The organism is Streptomyces sp. RG80 (genome assembly GCF_040446465.1).
In the GTDB taxonomy this organism is placed as follows: Bacteria; Actinomycetota; Actinomycetes; order Streptomycetales; family Streptomycetaceae; genus Streptomyces.
On record NZ_JBEAAJ010000012.1, the window covers coordinates 308,032 to 325,169 of the forward strand.

The 17,138-nt window shown below is 70.0% G+C and carries 12 protein-coding genes; 6 read left to right on the plus strand and 6 right to left on the minus strand.

Annotated features, from left to right (window positions below; translation table 11 throughout):
• Positions 1 to 41 precede the first annotated feature (41 nt).
• Entirely contained in the window at positions 42 to 974 is a 933-nt protein-coding gene (locus ABKA17_RS37815; RefSeq protein ID WP_353696896.1) for an ADP-ribosylglycohydrolase family protein, read from the plus strand.
• A gap of 72 nt (positions 975 to 1,046) precedes the next feature.
• Here the strand turns inward: ABKA17_RS37815 and ABKA17_RS37820 are convergent, their stop codons facing one another.
• Positions 1,047 to 1,673: a TetR/AcrR family transcriptional regulator gene (locus tag ABKA17_RS37820; RefSeq protein WP_353696897.1), complete on the minus strand. Its 627-nt coding sequence runs from the start codon at positions 1,671 to 1,673 to the stop codon at positions 1,047 to 1,049.
• A 216-nt stretch (positions 1,674 to 1,889) separates the two neighbouring features.
• On the opposite strand from ABKA17_RS37820, the gene ABKA17_RS37825 reads away from it, so the two are divergent.
• Complete coding sequence (locus ABKA17_RS37825) at positions 1,890 to 2,816, plus strand: ABC transporter permease (protein WP_353696898.1); 927 nt, start codon at positions 1,890 to 1,892, stop codon at positions 2,814 to 2,816.
• The gene (locus ABKA17_RS37830) at positions 2,809 to 3,639 is read left to right on the plus strand and encodes an ABC transporter ATP-binding protein (RefSeq protein ID WP_353696899.1); all 831 of its coding nucleotides are present in this window, start codon (positions 2,809 to 2,811) and stop codon (positions 3,637 to 3,639) included. The genes ABKA17_RS37825 and ABKA17_RS37830 overlap by 8 nt, the downstream gene beginning before the upstream one ends.
• Here ABKA17_RS37830 and ABKA17_RS37835 read toward each other — a convergent pair.
• Both ABKA17_RS37835 and ABKA17_RS37840 read right to left on the minus strand, forming a co-directional pair.
• The gene (locus ABKA17_RS37835; RefSeq protein WP_353696900.1) at positions 3,636 to 4,061 is read right to left on the minus strand and encodes a GtrA family protein; all 426 of its coding nucleotides are present in this window, start codon (positions 4,059 to 4,061) and stop codon (positions 3,636 to 3,638) included. The genes ABKA17_RS37830 and ABKA17_RS37835 overlap by 4 nt on opposite strands.
• Before the next feature lie 113 nt (positions 4,062 to 4,174).
• Positions 4,175 to 9,106, minus strand: a complete 4,932-nt coding sequence (locus tag ABKA17_RS37840; protein WP_353696901.1) for an NAD-glutamate dehydrogenase — start codon at positions 9,104 to 9,106, stop codon at positions 4,175 to 4,177.
• Positions 9,107 to 9,626: 520 nt separating this feature from the next.
• Between ABKA17_RS37840 and ABKA17_RS37845 the strand changes: the two genes are divergently transcribed.
• Positions 9,627 to 10,193 carry a DJ-1/PfpI family protein gene (locus ABKA17_RS37845; RefSeq protein WP_353696902.1) on the plus strand — a complete coding sequence of 189 codons (567 nt, stop codon included), beginning with the start codon at positions 9,627 to 9,629 and terminating at the stop codon, positions 10,191 to 10,193.
• A gap of 195 nt (positions 10,194 to 10,388) precedes the next feature.
• Here the strand turns inward: ABKA17_RS37845 and ABKA17_RS37850 are convergent, their stop codons facing one another.
• Both ABKA17_RS37850 and ABKA17_RS37855 read right to left on the minus strand, forming a co-directional pair.
• Positions 10,389 to 11,063, minus strand: a complete 675-nt coding sequence (locus ABKA17_RS37850) for an HAD family hydrolase (protein ID WP_353696903.1) — start codon at positions 11,061 to 11,063, stop codon at positions 10,389 to 10,391.
• Positions 11,064 to 11,131: 68 nt separating this feature from the next.
• A complete protein-coding gene (locus tag ABKA17_RS37855) occupies positions 11,132 to 11,647 on the minus strand; it encodes a DUF6912 family protein (protein WP_353696904.1) in 516 nt (171 codons plus the stop codon).
• Between the two features lie 345 nt (positions 11,648 to 11,992).
• Between ABKA17_RS37855 and ABKA17_RS37860 the strand changes: the two genes are divergently transcribed.
• Complete coding sequence (locus ABKA17_RS37860) at positions 11,993 to 12,622, plus strand: Rv3235 family protein (protein WP_353696905.1); 630 nt, start codon at positions 11,993 to 11,995, stop codon at positions 12,620 to 12,622.
• Positions 12,623 to 13,226: 604 nt separating this feature from the next.
• Here the strand turns inward: ABKA17_RS37860 and secA are convergent.
• Entirely contained in the window at positions 13,227 to 16,064 is a 2,838-nt protein-coding gene (secA, locus tag ABKA17_RS37865; RefSeq protein WP_353696906.1) for a preprotein translocase subunit SecA, read from the minus strand.
• 270 nt (positions 16,065 to 16,334) lie between these two features.
• Here secA and ABKA17_RS37870 point away from each other — a divergent pair, with 270 nt between their 5' ends.
• Entirely contained in the window at positions 16,335 to 16,922 is a 588-nt protein-coding gene (locus ABKA17_RS37870; RefSeq protein WP_353696907.1) for a GNAT family N-acetyltransferase, read from the plus strand.
• Positions 16,923 to 17,138: the final 216 nt, after the last annotated feature.

The following is a 17,138-nucleotide window of genomic DNA, read 5'->3' on the forward strand; positions in this document are numbered from 1 at the left end:
GCGGTCGGTTGTGGGCTCTGGTCGTGGCCTAGCCTGCCCCGATGACCGTACCCACCTCGCGCGCCCTGGGCGCGGTGCTCGGCTCCGCCGTCGGCGACGCGCTGGGCGCGCCCTTCGAGTTCGGCCCCGAGGGCGCCTTCTCGGCGCGCTTCCCGCACCCCGGACAGGGCGGCGAGATGTGCGGGGGCGGCGGCTGGGACCCGGGCGAGGCCACCGACGACACGCAGATGGCCGTACTGGTCGCGGAGTCCGTCCTGGCGCACGACGGCCTCGAACTCCCCGACGTCTTCGACCGCTTCCGGCGCTGGGCCGCCGCCGACCCCAAGGACATCGGGCTCCAGACCGAGGCCGTCCTGACCGGCGGCGACCCGTGGGACCTCGCCGCGGCCCTGCACTTCCAGACCAGCCAACGGGCGGCGGGGAACGGCGCGTTGATGCGGGCGGCGCCGTCGGCGGTGTACTTCGCGCCCACCGGCCGCGACGCCACCATGGACGCCGCCCGCCGCCTCTCCGCCCTCACCCACGGCGATGGGGCGGCCTGGGAGGGCACCGCGATCCTCCACGAGCTGATCCGGGTCGCCCTCACCGGCGCCGACCCGCTGACCGCCGTGCCGGACACCCTCACCGCCGTCCACCCCGACCATCGCGCCCGCTACGCCACGGTCCTGGCCCCCGACTGGCACCCGGACCGGGCAACCGAGTTCAACGGCGCCGTCTGGCCCTGCCTCGGCTCGGCCGTCTGGGCGCTGCGCACCACCTCCTCCTACGAGGAAGCGGTGCGCGCCGCGATCGACCTCGGCGGCGACACGGACACCGTGGCCGCGGTCACCGGCGGCCTCGCGGGGGCCGTGTACGGCGTCGAGGACATCCCCGACCGGTGGACCGAGCCCCTGCACGTCCCGCTCCCCGGCTTCGGCGAACGGGTCCTGCGCACACCCGAACTGACCGAGCTCACCCGGCGGTTGTGCAACTGAGGCCTACGGCGCGCCCCGCGAGTGGCGGCGGCTGCGGGACGTGCCGTTGCTCGGGCCGCTGCCCGGTTACGGCTACAGCGCCTTGAGCCCCGCCGCGGTCGCTCGCGCGAGCGCCGCCAGGTAGCCCTTCGGCAGCTTCGGGCTCCGGATCACCACGGATCGCCAGTACAGCGGCCCGGAGATCAGGTCGAGCGCCAGTTCGTCGTCGAGGCCCGCCCGGACCTCCCCGCGCTGCTCCGCCGCCACAAGGATCTTGCTGGCGACCCCCTCCTGCCCGTCCCGCAACGCCTTCTGCACCGCTTCGGCGATCTCGGGGTTACGGGCCGCCTCCGCCTGGAGGTCCGGCAGGATCTGCGAGGCCACGGGATGGCGCAGCGCCCGGGACGTCACCTCGTACAGCAGCCGCAGGTCGCTCTCCAGCGCGCCGGTGTCGGGCGCGGGCAGCCCCTGCACGGCGAGCGCCGACACCACGTCGAGGACCAGGTGGAGTTTGGAGCGCCAGCGGCGGTAGACCGCGGTCTTGCCGACGCCCGCCCGGCGCGCGATCCCCTCGATGGACATCCGCGCGTAACCGACGGCCGCGAGCTCCTCGAAGACGGCCGCCCGGATGGCCTCCGTCACATCCTCCCGGAGCACGGCGGCTCCGGCGGGGGCCCGGCGGCGCGGACGGGTCTTCGGCTCGTCGGCGTTCGTCGTCATACGGGTCAGCATAGGGCGTTACGACGATACGGTCCCGTCCCCACGCTGCGCGTCACGACGAAACGGTTGCGTTCCGACGCCCATTCGGCCTACGCTCACGTTGCGACGATACGGTCCCGTCCCGACGTAAGAGAACGTGAAGAGAAGCGTAAGGAAACGCCGGACGACGGGCACCCCGCCGCACGCACCCCCACCCCCTGAGCGAAAGCAGCGGATGTGAGCCAGGTCCTCAACGCGCCGCCTCCGGCGACGACCACCCCCGCTCCCGCCGAAGGCGACCTCGCGGCCCTCGCCGCCCGCCACGGCCTCTCGGTCAGCGGTGCCCGCCCGACCCTGTCCGAGTACGTCCGCCAGCTGTGGGCCCGGCGTCACTTCATCACCGCGTTCTCGACCGCCAAGCTCACCGCCCAGTACAGCCAGGCGAAGCTCGGCCAGATCTGGCAGGTGATGAACCCGCTGCTGAACGCGGCGGTGTACTTCTTCATCTTCGGCGTGCTGCTGGGCACCAAGAAGGGCGTGCCGGACTACATCCCGTTCCTGGTCACGGGCGTGTTCATCTGGACCTTCACGCAGAGCTCGATCCTCGCGGGCACCCGCGCCATCTCCGGAAACCTCGGCCTGGTCCGCGCCCTGCACTTCCCCCGGGCCGCGCTGCCGATCTCCTTCTGCCTCCAGCAGCTCCAGCAGCTGCTGTTCTCGATGGCCGCCCTGGTCGTGATCCTGCTCTGCTTCGGCGTACCGGTCTCGGCGTCCTGGCTGCTGGCGATCCCGGCGCTGGTCCTCCAGTTCGTCTTCAACGCCGGTGTCTCGATGGTGATGGCCCGGCTCGGCGCCAAGACGCCGGACATCGCCCAGCTGATGCCGTTCGTGCTGCGCACGTGGATGTACGTGTCCGGCGTGATGTGGAGCATCGACCACCTGCTCAGCAAGCACAACGACCTGCCGTCCTGGGTCGGCCCGGTCCTCCAGGCCAACCCGGCCGCCGTCTACATCGACCTGATGCGGTACGCCCTGATCGACAGCTTCCACTCCAGCCAGCTGCCGCACCACGTGTGGGCGATCGCGGCCGGCTGGGCACTGCTCGCCGGAGTCGGCGGATTCATCTACTTCTGGAAGGCTGAGGAGACGTACGGCCGTGGCTGAGAACACCAACGAGAACGTCCCGACCGTCGTCGCCGACAACGTCGACATCGTCTACCGCGTCAACGGCACCGGCGCCGGCCGCGGCTCCGCGACCGCCGCCCTCAACCGCATCATGCGCCGCAAGCAGACCGAGAAGGCGTCGGGTGTGCGCAAGGTGCACGCCGTGAAGAAGGTCTCCTTCGTCGCCTACCGCGGTGAGGCGATCGGTCTGATCGGCACCAACGGCTCCGGCAAGTCGACCCTGCTCAAGGCGGTCGCCGGTCTGCTGCCGGTGGAGAACGGCGCCATCTACACCGACGGCCAGCCCTCCCTCCTCGGCGTCAACGCGGCGCTGATGGGCGACCTGACCGGCGAGCGCAACGTCTACCTCGGCGGCCTCGCGATGGGCATGTCCCGCGAGCAGGTCAAGGAGCGCTACCAGGAGATCGTCGACTTCTCCGGCATCAACGAGAAGGGCGACTTCATCACCCTGCCCATGCGCACGTACTCCTCCGGCATGGGCGCCCGGCTCCGCTTCTCCATCGCCGCCGCCAAGGACCACGACGTCCTCCTCATCGACGAGGCCCTCGCCACCGGCGACCGGTCCTTCCAGAAGCGTTCCGAGCAGCGCATCCGCGAGCTGCGCAAGCACGCGGGCACGGTGTTCCTGGTCAGCCACAACAACAAGTCGATCCGCGACACCTGCGACCGGGTCCTGTGGCTGGAGCGCGGCGAACTGCGCATGGACGGACCCACCGAGGACGTCCTGAAGGAGTACGAGGCCTTCACCGGCGACAAGACCACGAAGCCGAAGCCCAAACCGAAACCGAAGGTCGCCGTCTAGGGCCCTTCGTGCTGGAACACCCAGGTGCGGTAGACCAGGAACCGGAACGCGGACGCCAGCACGATCGACACGGCCTTCACGGCATTCGAATCCAGCGGACCGTGAAGGCCGAGGCCGTGGTAGCCGACGTAGAAGAGCCCGCTCTCCATGGCCACGCCGATCGCGCTGAAGACGAAGAACAGCACGATCTGCTGGTGGGTGCGCGCGTCCCGGTCCCGGTAGGCGAAAAAGCGGAAGCCGAGGTAGTTCGTGCCCATGGCGACGAGGCTGGCGAGCGCCGTCGCCATCATGGCCCGCCATGCGAGGCCGTGCAGCAGCACATTGAAGACGGCGAAGTTCACCAGCACGCCGCTGCCACCGACGGCGCCGAAGTGCACCACTTCGCGGACGCCGACACGCTCCTCGACAAGGTTCACAGTCACGGCACAAGGCTTAGCCGCAAACGGTAAGTCTTCTCCTTCCCTTTGCCTAAGGCAGGCCAAGAAAAGGGCGCCCCGAGCCTTCGCGGCTCGGGGCGCCCTTCTCGTCGTACCGCCTACGAATGCGTGCGCAGCAGGGTGCGCATGGTCCGCATCGCCACCGACAGGTTGGCGAGGTCGAACGTCTCCGAGCCCTGGATCTCCTCCAGGGTCGTGCGCGCCCGGCCCAGGATCGCCGCGTTCTTCTCCTCCCACGCCTTGAAGCGCTGTTCGGGAGTCGAGGTGCCGTTGCCCACCGCGAGGACGTCCGCGGTCAGCGCCGAGTGGGCCGCGTAGAGGTCCTCGCGGATCGAGGCGCGGGCCATGGACTGCCAGCGGTCCGCGCGGGGCAGCTCGATGATGCGGTCCATGAGCTGGGTGATCCGCAGCCGGTCGGCGAGGTCGTAGTAGACCTCGGCGACGTCCAGCGGCTCGCGGCCCATCCGGTCGGCCACCGAGACGATGTCGAGCGTCGGGAAGGCGGAGGAGAACCCGGCCACGCGCGTGGCGAGTTCGTCCGGGACGCCGGCACCGGACAGCTCGTCGTAGATCTGCTGGTACCACTCCAGGTCCGCGCCCTTGAGCAGCTTCGGCAGCTGCGACCAGACCTGCTCGACCCGCTCGCCGAAGAACTCGACGGTCTCGGCGAGCTGGAGCGGCTGCGGCCGGTTGTTGAGCAGCCAGCGCGTGCCGCGCTCGACGAGCCGGCGCGAGTGCAGCCTGATCCGGGTCTGCACGGCGGCCTCGACCTGGTTGTCGAGCGCCTCCACGCCGTCCCAGACCATCGCCGAACGGAAGATCGCACGGGCCGCGGTCTGCGCCCGGACGATCTCCTCCAGGGAGGCACCGGTCTCCTCGCGCAGCCTGTGCAGATAGGTCGTACCGCCGGTGTTGACCGTGTCGTTGACCAGCACGGTCGTGGTGATCTCGCGGCGCAGCGGGTGGTTGTCGATGTGCTCGGCGAACTTCTCGCGCAGCGCGCTCGGGAAGTACGCGTGCAGCAGACCGCGCAGATACGGGTCGTCCGGGAGCGTGGTGTGCAGCAGCTCGTCGGAGACCGTGATCTTGGTGTACGCCAGGAGGACGGCCGTCTCCGGGCCGGTCAGGCCCTGTGCGGCGCCCAGGCGTTCGCGGATCTGGCGGTCGGTGGGCAGGAACTCCAGGGCCCGGTCCAGCAGGCCGGCGCGCACCAGGTGGCGCATGTACCGCTGCTGGGCGTGGAGCATGTCCTTGGACTGGGCGAGCGCGTTGGCGATGGCCGTGTTCTGCGCGTAGTTGTTGCGCAGCACGAGGTGGCCGACCTCGTCGGTCATCTCGGCGAGCTGCTTGTTGCGCTGCTTGACGGTCATGTCGCCGTCCGTGACCAGCCCGTTGAGCAGGATCTTGATGTTCACCTCGTGGTCGGAGGTGTCCACGCCCGCGCTGTTGTCGATGGCGTCGGTGTTGATCTTGCCGCCGGTGAGCGAGAACTCGATCCGGCCGAGCTGGGTCAGACCCAGGTTGCCGCCCTCGCCGACGACCCTGACCCGCAGGTCGGCGCCGTCCACCCGGATCGGGTCGTTGGCCTTGTCGCCGACGTCGGCGTGGGTCTCGCCGGCGGCCTTGACGTACGTGCCGATGCCGCCGTTCCACAGCAGGTCCACCGGCGCCTTGAGGATGGCCTTCATCAGGTCGGCCGGCGTCATCTTGGCGACCTTGCCCTCGATACCGAGTGCCTCGCGGATGTGCGCGTTGACCGGGATCGCCTTGGCGCTACGGGGGAACACGCCGCCGCCGGTGGAGATGAGCTCGGCGTTGTAGTCGGCCCAGCTGGAGCGCGGCAGCTCGAAGACGCGGCGGCGCTCGGCGTAGGAGGTGGCCGCGTCCGGGTTCGGGTCGATGAAGATGTGCCGGTGGTCGAAGGCTGCGACCAGGCGGATGTGCTCGCTGAGCAGCATGCCGTTGCCGAACACGTCACCGGACATGTCGCCGATGCCGACGACCGTGAAGTCCTCGGCCTGCGTGTTCACGCCGAGCTCCTGGAAGTGCCGCTTGACCGACTCCCAGGCGCCGCGCGCGGTGATGCCCATGCCCTTGTGGTCGTAGCCCGCGGAGCCGCCGGAGGCGAAGGCGTCGCCGAGCCAGAAGTTGTACTGCTCGGCGACCCCGTTGGCGATGTCCGAGAAGGTCGCGGTGCCCTTGTCGGCGGCGACGACGAGATAGGTGTCGTCCTCGTCGTGCCGGACGACGTCCGCCGGGGGCACGACCTCGCCGGCGACCATGTTGTCGGTGATGTCGAGCAGCGCCGAGATGAACGTCTTGTAGCTGGCGATGCCCTCGGCCAGCCACGCGTCCCGGTCCACACCCGGGTCCGGCAGCTGCTTGGCGACGAAGCCGCCCTTGGCACCGACGGGCACGATGACGGTGTTCTTCACCATCTGCGCCTTGACCAGACCGAGGATCTCGGTACGGAAGTCCTCGCGCCGGTCGGACCAGCGCAGACCACCACGCGCGACCTTGCCGAAGCGCAGGTGCACACCCTCGACCCGCGGCGAGTACACCCAGATCTCGTACGCCGGACGCGGCGCCGGCAGGTCCGGGATGGCCTGCGGGTCGAACTTCATGGACACGTACGCGTGCGGCTTGCCGCCGAGCGCCTCCTGGAAGAAGTTCGTGCGCAGCGTCGCCTTGATGACGGTCAGGAAGGAACGCAGGATGCGGTCCTCGTCAAGGCTCGCGACCTGGTCGAGCGCGGCGTCGACCTCTTCGAGGAGGGCGTCCACGATCTCGTGCCCGGCGCGCTGCCGGTCGGGCGACATCCGCGCCTCGAACAGGGAGACGAGGAGGCGGGTGGTGTGGACGTTGTTGCGGAGGGTGTCCTCCATGTAGTCCTGCGAGAAGGTGGACCCCGCCTGCCGCAGGTACTTGGCGTACGCCCGCAGCACCATGGCCTGACGCCAGTTCAGCCCGGCGCTCAGCACGAGGGCGTTGAAGCCGTCGTTCTCCGCGAGGCCGGTCCAGGTCGCGGCGAACGCCTCCTGGAAACGCTCGCGGCCGTCGTCGCCCAGGTAGTCCCCGGCGCCGTTCCCCGTGCGGGGCATGCGCAGCCCGAAGTCGTAGATCCAGGCGACGCTGCGGTCCGAGCAGCGCAGCTCGTAGGGCCGCTCGTCCATGACCTCGACGCCTAGCCGGTTGAGGACCGGCAGGACGGCGGAGAGGGTGATCGCGGCGCCCTTGCGGTAGATCTTGAAGCGGCGCTCCTCGGGGGCGGCGCCGACCGGCTCGTACAGGCTCAGCGCGAAGTCGTTCTCCTCGGTGAGCTTCTCGAGGTGGACGAGATCGGCGACCGCGGAGCGCGCGGTGTGGTCGGCCTTGTAGCCCTCGGGGAAGGCGTTGCCGTAGCGGCGCAGCAGCTCGGCGGCGCGCTCCTCGCCGAGTTCGGCGTTGAGCGCGTCGGAGAAACCGTCGGCCCAGGAGCGGGCGGCCTCCACCAGGCGCGCCTCGATGCGCTCCTTGTCGAGGTCGGAGAGCTCCGGCAGCTCGGTGCCCTGCGGGACGCGGACCACGAAGTGCAGCCGGGAGAGGATCGACTCGGTGTTCCAGGCCGTGAAGTCGACGCTGATGCCGCCGAGTTCCTCCTTCAGGATGTCGATGATCCGCAGCCGGACGCCGGTGGTGTACCGGTCGCGCGGGAGGTAGACGAGGGCGGAGTAGTAGCGCCCGTACTCGTCCTGGCGCAGGTAGAGCCGCAGCCGTCGGCGCTCTTGGAGGTACAGGACGCTCGTGACGATCGACTGGAGCTCGTCGACCGGGGTCTGGAAGAGCTCGTCGCGCGGGTAGGTCTCCAGGATCTGGAGCAGGTCGCGCCCGTCGTGGCTGTTGGGCGAGAAGCCGGCGCGCTGGAGCACCTCGGCGACCTTGCGGCGGATGACCGGAACGCGGCGGACGGACTCGGTGTAAGCGGCCGAGGAGAACAGCCCGAGGAAGCGCCGCTCACCGACGACATTGCCCTCGGCGTCGAACTTCTTCACCCCGATGTAGTCCAGGTACGACGGCCGGTGCACGGTCGCCCGGCTGTTGGCCTTGGTCAGCACCAGGAGCTTGTGCTCGCGCGCCTTGGCGCGGGCGTCGGCGGGCAGCCGCTCGAAGGAGGGGCTGACGGGGTGGCTCTCGTCCTCGGCGTGATGCGGGTCGGAGCGCAGGATGCCGAGGCCGGTGCCCGGCACGGCGGCGAGGGAGTCGTCCTCGCGGAGCTGGTACTCGCGGTACCCGAGGAAGGTGAAGTGATCGGCGGCCAGCCAGCGCAGCAGCTCGCGGGCCTCCTCGATCTCCTGCTCGCGCAGGTCGGAGGCGACGGGCTCGGCGGGCAGCTCCTCGGCCATCCGCAGCGCCGCGTCGCGCATCTTCTCCCAGTCCTCGACGGTCTCGCGGACGTCGGACAGGACGCGCAGCAGATCGGCGGTGATCTGCTTCAGGTCCGCGCGGTCGGTCTCGCGGTCGATCTCGACGTGGATCCAGGACTCGGTGTGCCCGTCGTGCGGCAGCTCACCGCTGGGGCGCTGGGTGAGCACCTCGACGAGCTTGCCCGTGAGGTCACGCCGGACGGCGACCTGCGGGTGGATGACGACATGGATGCCGCGTCCCTGCCGGGTCAGCTCGTTGGTGACGGAGTCGACGAGGAAGGGCATGTCGTCGGTGACGACCTCGACGATCGAATGCGTGCAGGCCCAGCCGTTCTCTTCGACGGTGGGCGTGAGCACCCGCACATTGGCCGTTCCCTGCGGCCGGTTCTCGGCCAGCCGGTAGTGCGAGTACGCGGCTCCGAAGACGTCGATCGGGTCGCGATCGGCGAGGTCCTCCGGGGCGGTGTGCAGGTAGTAGCGCTGGAGGAACGCGAGCACGGTCTCCCGGTCAGGAGTGCCCTCGTCCGTCGTCCCGGTCGGTAGGTGCCCCCCGACCGGGCTGTTCTCAGCTACCCGGGCGGCCCTCTCGAGCAGCTCGGCCTTGGCTTCGTCCAGCTTGGTCTGCATTGTCCTCTGGCTCCTGTCGCGCGCCGTTGCGTGACGTAGAAGGAAGTACGGTCTCTTCCCCTGGGACGTGACGCCGTGACGCGGGGTGTCCGGTCTGTTCCGACGCTATGCCGCAAGGTGAGATGAGCGGGGGGTTATCAGCCATTCTCGACGCGCCCGACGGATGTGACGTCGCTCTCCGCGACACCGCTTCCGGGAAGGTGCGCGGCGCTCCGGGGGGCCATGTGCCCCCGCCCCGCCCGCGAGGACCAGCGACTGCCGCCCGGTCACGGATGTGGTCCGTGCTCTCCGGGCGCAGGGCAGGGGCAACAGTGCCCCCGCGAGCTATCGCGCTGATCACGCCACCAGGCTATCGCTCCTTACAGGGGGCCCGTCATGAGCCGTATGTGTACAAAACCAGGGGTCGAACTTTGACGTTCTGCACAGGGGCGGGCGGTGCGCCGTCGTGCGGGGGCGCCTTACGGAACGAATGGCGACCGCACCCCTTGGCAAGGTCCGGCTCCGGAGGCACGTTGCCGACATGACAGCCAAAATCCTGATCGTCACCGGCGACGCGGCAGAGTCACTGGAGGTCCTGTACCCCTACCAGCGCCTCCGCGAGGAGGGCTACGACGTCCATATCGCGGCCCCCGCCCGCAAGACACTCCGGTTCGTCGTCCACGACTTCGAACCCGGCTTCGACACCTACACCGAGAAGCCCGGCTACACCTGGCCCGCCGACCTCGCCTTCTCCGAGATCGACCCCGGTCAGTACGCCGCCCTCGTCATCCCCGGCGGCCGGGCACCCGAGTACCTCCGCAACGACCCCGAGCTGCGCAAGATCCTCAAGTCCTTCTTCGACGCGGACAAGCCGGTCGCCCAGATCTGCCACGGCCCCCTGCTCACCGCCGCGATCGACGGCCTGCGCGGGCGCCGCGTCACGGCTTACCCCGCACTGGAACTCGACATGCAGGCGGCCGGCGCCACCTTCCAGGACGCCGAGGCGGTCGTGGACGGCACCCTGGTCTCCGCACGGGCCTGGCCGGACCACTCCCGCTGGATGCGCGAGTTCCTGACGATCCTGCGGGCTAAGGCGCCGGTGACGTGAGGAGGGGGGCGGGGCGGTAGCCGTTCGACTGCGCCGCGTCGGTGACGTGAGGAGGGAGGTGGTGCGGTAGGCGTTCGACTGCGGCCCGGTGGGGGCTGGTCGCGCGCACGCGGCGGTAGCCGCAGATCGATGCAGCCCCGCGCCCTCGAGCGCCTGGGCCGGGGCTGTTCCTCCGCCCCGCCCCCGCCCGCGCCGCTACGCCGCCAGCCGCTCCGCCTCCACCACGGCCTCCGCCAGGGTGTCCACCACGGGCACTCCCACTTCCTCCAGGCTGGCCCGGCTGTGCGAACCCCCCGTGTACAGCACGGCCCGCGCCCCCACGTGCCGCGCCGCCACCGCGTCGTCGGCCGCGTCCCCGATCACCACGGTCCGAGCAGGGTCCACTCCCGCCGCCCCCGTCAGCGCCGCGAGGTGCCGTGTCATGTGCTCGGCCTTGCTACCCCCCGAGGGCCCGGTCCGCCCGTCGACGCGTATGAAGTGCGCCTCGATCCCGAACCCCCGGACCAGCGGGACGAGTTCCTCGTGCCCGTACATGCTGAGGATCGACTGGCTGCGGCCCGCCGACCGCCACCCCGCGAGCAGCTCCGCCGCACCGAGGGTGAGCCCGCAGCGGACCCGGTGCTCGGTGTAGTAGCGGTGGAAGGTCTCGTCCATGACCACCCACTCGGCATCGGTCGGCAGCCGGCCCAGCAGCCGCTCGTAGAACTTCGGTACCGGCACGCAGTACAGCGCGCGATACCGCTCCATCGTGATCGGCTCGAGCCCCAGCTCGGCGAATGCGGCGTTCGTCGCCCCGATGATCGCGTCGTTGTCGTGGAACAGGGTCCCGTTCCAGTCCCACACAATGTGCGCGCCCGTGTGCTTCCCCATGTCGAAAAAGGTACCCGCCACCACTGACAATCATGAGACCGGCAGCTCACCGGGGCACGGACCGCTCCTCAGTCCCCCAGCCCGACCAGGTTCGCGATCTCCTGCGTGGCGTACCAGAGCAGCTCGTGGTCCTCGGCGCCGTCCACCACGAACTGCGCGTCGTCGTCCCCGCCGTCCGCGGCCGGCAGCGCCTGCGCGGCGGCGGTGACATCCTCCTCGGCGTCACTCGCGTCGACATGCACGGCCGCGGCCTTGGTCAGCGCCACGGCCCCGGCGACCCGGACCTCGCCGAGCGCCGCCGGGTCGAGACCCCGGTCGGGGTCGGCCTGGGCCGCGCCGTCGGGTACGTCGACGGCCACCACGACCCGGCGCCGTACCGCCTCGGGATCCGCCGCCAGCAGCCGCAGCGAGGCGAGCGCGGCCCGGTTCAGCGCCGCGTACTCCAGTTCCTCGATGTCGTCGGAGAGGTACCACTCGCGCAACGCGGGCGTCACGGCGTACGCGACGAGCGGTCCGGATCCCAGCTCGCCCGTCTTGTACGCCTCGGCGAGACCGGAGAGGGTCAGGGGGACGTAGACACGCATGGGCTGCCGCTTTCGTGGTCGGGGGCGGGGTCGGGGTGCTCCGCGAGGGCCTCGGCGAAGGCCTCGCTGGCGGCCTCGTCAAGAGCCCTCAGGATACGTGCGGGCGTCCCCTTTCGAGTCCCTGCCTTGACGCCCGGGGGCGTCAACCCCGGTCCGACATCTCACCCGGTACTGCCCCGTGGTCAGGCGCTTCCGGCACCCTCACTCACTCGGATAAGCGAACATTTCGGCCGCTCGACCCGGGCCGCCGCTTCCTTGCCGCCGACGCCCGCGGCCCCGTACAAGATCCCCAACCACGGAAGTTACCGCCCGGTATCAATCCGGGCCCGCTGAAACGGGGACCCCATGAACAAGGTCATGACCAGGGCACAGCACCGTCCCGGCACCCGCCCGCCGAGCCGCCGCGACCCCCGCCGCCCGGGCACCACCCCGCCCCGCACCCCGACCGGCGGCACCACCCGCACGACCGCGGACGACGCCCGCCCGCCGGGCTCACGCACCGCCGCCGGCCCCCGCACCTTCCCCGTCGACAACCGCCCACCGACAACCGGCACGCCCGCCTCGCCCACCCACCGCACGCCCTCACGGCCGACTCCGGAAAGGCCCCTCGACGCCGCCCGCAGGCCCGTCCCCCAGCCCCGCCCCACCGACGTCTTCGCCGACCTCCTCCTCGCGGTGCTCAGCGGCCAGCGCCCCGTCCACTCGATGCTCCGCCACACCGCCGGCCGCGCCTACGACGAACTCGCCGAGCTGGCCGAACGCGGCCCCCTCCGCGCCCGCGGCACCCGCCCCGTCGTCCGCGACATCGGCTACTACGTCCCCCGCGACGGCGCGGTCGAGGCCTTCGCCCGCATCGGCGCCGGCGACCAGCTCCGCGCCATGGCCTTCCGCCTGGAACAGGGCCGAGACCACCGCTGGCGCTGCACCGCGGTAGAACTGGGCGGCCCCCGCGGCAACCACACGCCCGACGACTGACGCACTCCGGCCCCGCCCTGACACGTCCTGGGGAGCCCCCAGGCCCCCAAGGGAGCTCTCCAGGACAGCCGGACAACCATTCCGGCTGGGTGAGAGCGGGCGGGGCCCACAGCTCGCCGTGACAGCGTCCACGGCAGCTCTCCGACGACGGTCCGCAAAGACGGAGACCGGGCTGCCCCGGGGGCTGGCGGGACAGTTCGCAGGCCGCCCTCGGGAACCAGCTCCCCGGGGGACCCGCCTCGCAAGAGCCGAGAGGGCCTCAGGGGCGCCGACCTGGCGCTCCCGAGCACGTAACCGGCGGACGGCCCCCAGGCCAGACCTGACGCCGCCAGAGGCGCCCACAGAACCCCATCTCGACGCCCCCAGGCAACCCACTGCCCGGGCGCTGCCTGACCGCTCCGCGAGCCGCAGGATGCCGCGCAGCCCCCACCAAGCCGGGGGCAACTCACCCGCACCGACCGGTCCGCGCGGGGCGGCCCCCGGCCCGGCCCGCCCCGCGCAGATCCGCCCCCACCGCCCCCTGCATCCGTCCCCGTACACACCGAAGGGCCGGGCCACCCCAGGTGACCCGGCCCTTCAAACCGCTACGGCGTCGCAGACACCGTTACTTCTTGCGGCGCCGCCCCGCACGGGACTGCTTGCGCCGCTCCGCGCGCGTGAGGCCGTCCGACTCGGAGCGCACCGGCTCGTCGTCGGCGAACTCGCCCTCGACGACGCCACCCTCGCCGTCCACGGTCGGCGCGGAGAAGTGCAGATCCCGGCGCTGCGGAGCGTCCAGCCCCTTCGCGCGGATCTCCGGACGCGCACCCGCCTGCGCAGGCACCGAGTCCTTCTTCTCGAGCGTCGGCTTCTCGTCCTCGACCGGAACCTCCTCGACCTGCTGCTCGACCTGGACCTCCAGGTTGAACAGGTAGCCGACGGACTCCTCCTTGATGCCCTCCATCATGGCGGTGAACATGTCGAAGCCCTCGCGCTGGTACTCGACCAGCGGGTCCTTCTGCGCCATCGCGCGCAGGCCGATGCCCTCCTGGAGGTAGTCCATCTCGTAGAGGTGCTCGCGCCACTTGCGGTCCAGGACCGACAGCACGACCCGACGCTCCAGCTCACGCATGATCTCGGAGCCGAGCTGCGCCTCACGCGCCTCGTACTGCTCGTGGATGTCGTCCTTGATGGACTCGGAGATGAAGTCGGCGGTCAGCCCGGCCCGGTCGCCGGCCGCGTCCTCCAGTTCCTCGACGGTGATCTTCACCGGGTAGAGCTGCTTGAACGCGCCCCACAGCCGGTCGAGGTCCCAGTCCTCCGCGAAGCCCTCGGCAGTCTCGGCGCTGATGTAGGCGTCGATGGTGTCGTCCATGAAGTGCTGCACCTGCTCGTGCAGGTCCTCGCCCTCCAGAACGCGGCGCCGCTCGCCGTAGATGACCTCACGCTGGCGGTTGAGGACCTCGTCGTACTTCAGGACGTTCTTACGCGTCTCGAAGTTCTGCTGCTCGACCTGCGACTGGGCGGACGCGATCGCGCGCGTGACCATCTTGTTCTCGATCGGCACGTCGTCCGGCACGTTCGCCATGGACATCACGCGCTCGACCATCTGGGCCTTGAACAGCCGCATCAGGTCGTCGCCGAGCGACAGGTAGAAGCGGGACTCACCCGGGTCGCCCTGACGGCCGGAACGACCGCGCAGCTGGTTGTCGATACGACGCGACTCGTGCCGCTCGGTACCCAGGACGTAAAGCCCGCCGAGGTCCTTGACCTCTTCGAACTCCGCCTTGACCGCCTGCTCGGCCTTGGCCAGGGCGGCGGGCAGGGCCGCGGCCCACTCCTCGATGTGCTCCTCGGGGTCGAGGCCGCGCTGACGCAGCTCCGCCTCGGCGAGGTCCTCGGGGTTGCCGCCGAGCTTGATGTCGGTACCACGGCCGGCCATGTTGGTGGCCACGGTCACGGCGCCCCTGCGGCCGGCCTGGGCGACGATCGTCGCCTCCCGGTCGTGCTGCTTGGCGTTGAGCACCTCGTGCTGGACACCGCGCTTGCTGAGCTGCTGCGAGAGGTACTCGGACTTCTCGACCGACGTCGTACCGACGAGGATCGGCTGGCCCTTCTCGTGCTTCTCGACGATGTCGTCGACGACCGCCTCGAACTTCGCGACCTCGGTGCGGTAGATCAGGTCCGACTGGTCCTTGCGGACCATGGGCCGGTTGGTCGGGATCGGGACGACGCCGAGCTTGTAGATCTGGTGGAACTCGGCGGCCTCGGTCATCGCCGTACCGGTCATGCCGCAGAGGCCGGGCTGTTCCTTGCCGTTGTGGTCGTGGCGCTTGTAGAGGCGGAAGAAGTTCTGGAGGGTGATCGTGGCGAGCGTCTGGTTCTCGTCCTTGATGTCCACCCCTTCCTTCGCCTCGATCGCCTGGTGCATGCCCTCGTTGTAGCGGCGGCCGGCGAGGATACGGCCGGTGTGCTCGTCGACGATCATGACTTCGCCGTCCATGACGACGTAGTCCTTGTCCTTCTTGAAAAGCTCCTTCGCCTTGATGGCGTTGTTCAGGTAGCCCACCAGAGGGGTGTTCACCGACTCGTAGAGGTTGTCGATGCCCAGCCAGTCCTCGACCTTGGCGACACCGGACTCGTGGATGGCGACCGTGCGCTTCTTCTCGTCGACCTCGTAGTCGCCGGTCTCCTCGATGCCCTTGAGCTGGTTGCCGGCCTCGCCCTTCTTCAGGCGGGTGACCAGCTTGGCGAAGTCGCCGTACCACTTGGTGGCCTGGTCGGCCGGACCGGAGATGATCAGCGGCGTACGGGCCTCGTCGACCAGGATGGAGTCGACCTCGTCGACGATGGCGAAGTTGTGGCCGCGCTGGACGAGCTCGTCCTTGGACCACGCCATGTTGTCGCGCAGGTAGTCGAAGCCGAACTCGTTGTTCGTGCCGTACGTGATGTCGCACGCGTACTGCTCACGGCGCTGGGCGGGCGTCATGTTGGCGAGGATGCAACCGACGTCCAGGCCCAGGAACTTGTGGACGCGGCCCATCATCTCGGAGTCGCGCTCGGCCAGGTAGTCGTTGACCGTGATCAGGTGGACGCCCTTGCCGGACAGCGCGTTCAGATACGCGGGCAGGGTGCCGACCAGGGTCTTGCCCTCGCCGGTCTTCATCTCGGCCACATAGCCGAGGTGGAGGGCCGCGCCGCCCATGATCTGTACGTCGTAGTGCCGCTGACCGAGCGCGCGCTTGGCGCCCTCGCGCACGGTGGCGAACGCCTCGGGCAGCAGGTCGTCCAGCGTCTCACCATCGATGTACCGCTGCTTGTACTCATCAGTGAGGGCCCGCAGCTCGGCGTCGGAGAGGTCGACGAAGTCCTCTTCGATGGAGTTGACCTGGTCCGCGATGCGGTGCAGCTTGCGCAGGATCTTGCCTTCGCCTGCACGCATGATCTTCGAGAGGACGGACACGGGGGTAAGTCTCCTTGCCGGTCGGGCCTGGGACGGTCGGTTTCCATTTGACTTGACTGAGCAACGGCCATCGTATGCGAGGACCCGGCCACGCCGGGAGCCTGCCGAGGACGCCGACCGTCCGCTGCTTCAAATCTCCGTCAAAGGGGACAACGGACGGAGGTCGCGGATGGTGCCGCGCTCCACCGACGAATTGAGCGAAGTGTGATCACGCGCTCACACAAAGCAAAAAGATGGCGCCGTTGTGCGACCCCCGAGCAGAATCGGCCGATGGAATCCGTCACGCTCACCACCGGCCGCCTGGTTCTGCGCACCGTCGGTCCCGACGACACCGACGCCGTGTACGCCGCCGCCCAGGACCCCGAGATGCAGCGCTGGATCTCCCAGTTCCCCTCGCCCTACCTTCCCGAGCACGCGCGGGCCTTCACCGAGCAGTTCGCCCCCGACGGCTGGGCGAACGACTCCATGTTCACCTTCGGCGTCTTTCTCCCCTCCGGTGAACTCGTCGGCATGCTCGGCATCACCATGCGCTCTCTCGGCGTCGCGGAGATCGGTTTCTGGGCGGCAAAGGAACACCGTGGCAACGGCTACATCACCGAAGCCACGACCACCGCCTCCCGCTGGGCCTTCACCGCCCTCGCCATCGACCGCATCGAATGGCGCGCGGAAGTCGGCAACACCCCCTCCCGCGCGGTGGCCCAACGCGCCGGCTTCACCCTGGAGGGCACCCTCCGCTCCGCCCTCAACAACAAGGGCGTACGCCGGGACTGCTGGGTGGGTTCACTCCTGCCGTCGGACCTGGGCCTCCCATCGACGGCCCCGTACCTACCGGCACCGTCCGACCGATCCGAGCCTTGAGCCGCCCCCCAGCCCGTCGGAAGCGCCCTCCAGCCCGTCCGGCGTTTGAGGACAAGGCCCCTTAAGGGCCGAAGCGGGGGTCCGGGGGCGGCAGCCCCCTGGGGGTCCCCCCTCTGGGGGAGGGACGGGTAGGGGCGGCGGGGGCGAAAAACACCCCACCCTCACCCCACCACAGCGCACCCCGCCAAGAACCCGCAGCTCACCCCCCACTGTCAG

What these genes read in the sequence shown, in the direction of transcription:
- ABKA17_RS37845 (WP_353696902.1), top strand. Translation starts at nt 9,627, where the DNA reads ATGACAGCCAAAATCCTGATCGTCACCGGCGACGCGGCAGAGTCACTG.
- ABKA17_RS37815 (WP_353696896.1), top strand. Translation starts at nt 42, where the DNA reads ATGACCGTACCCACCTCGCGCGCCCTGGGCGCGGTGCTCGGCTCCGCC.
- ABKA17_RS37870 (WP_353696907.1), top strand. Translation starts at nt 16,335, where the DNA reads ATGGAATCCGTCACGCTCACCACCGGCCGCCTGGTTCTGCGCACCGTC.
- ABKA17_RS37860 (WP_353696905.1), top strand. Translation starts at nt 11,993, where the DNA reads ATGAACAAGGTCATGACCAGGGCACAGCACCGTCCCGGCACCCGCCCG.
- ABKA17_RS37850 (WP_353696903.1), bottom strand. Translation starts at nt 11,063, where the DNA reads ATGGGGAAGCACACGGGCGCGCACATTGTGTGGGACTGGAACGGGACC.
- ABKA17_RS37855 (WP_353696904.1), bottom strand. Translation starts at nt 11,647, where the DNA reads ATGCGTGTCTACGTCCCCCTGACCCTCTCCGGTCTCGCCGAGGCGTAC.
- ABKA17_RS37840 (WP_353696901.1), bottom strand. Translation starts at nt 9,106, where the DNA reads ATGCAGACCAAGCTGGACGAAGCCAAGGCCGAGCTGCTCGAGAGGGCC.
- ABKA17_RS37820 (WP_353696897.1), bottom strand. Translation starts at nt 1,673, where the DNA reads ATGACGACGAACGCCGACGAGCCGAAGACCCGTCCGCGCCGCCGGGCC.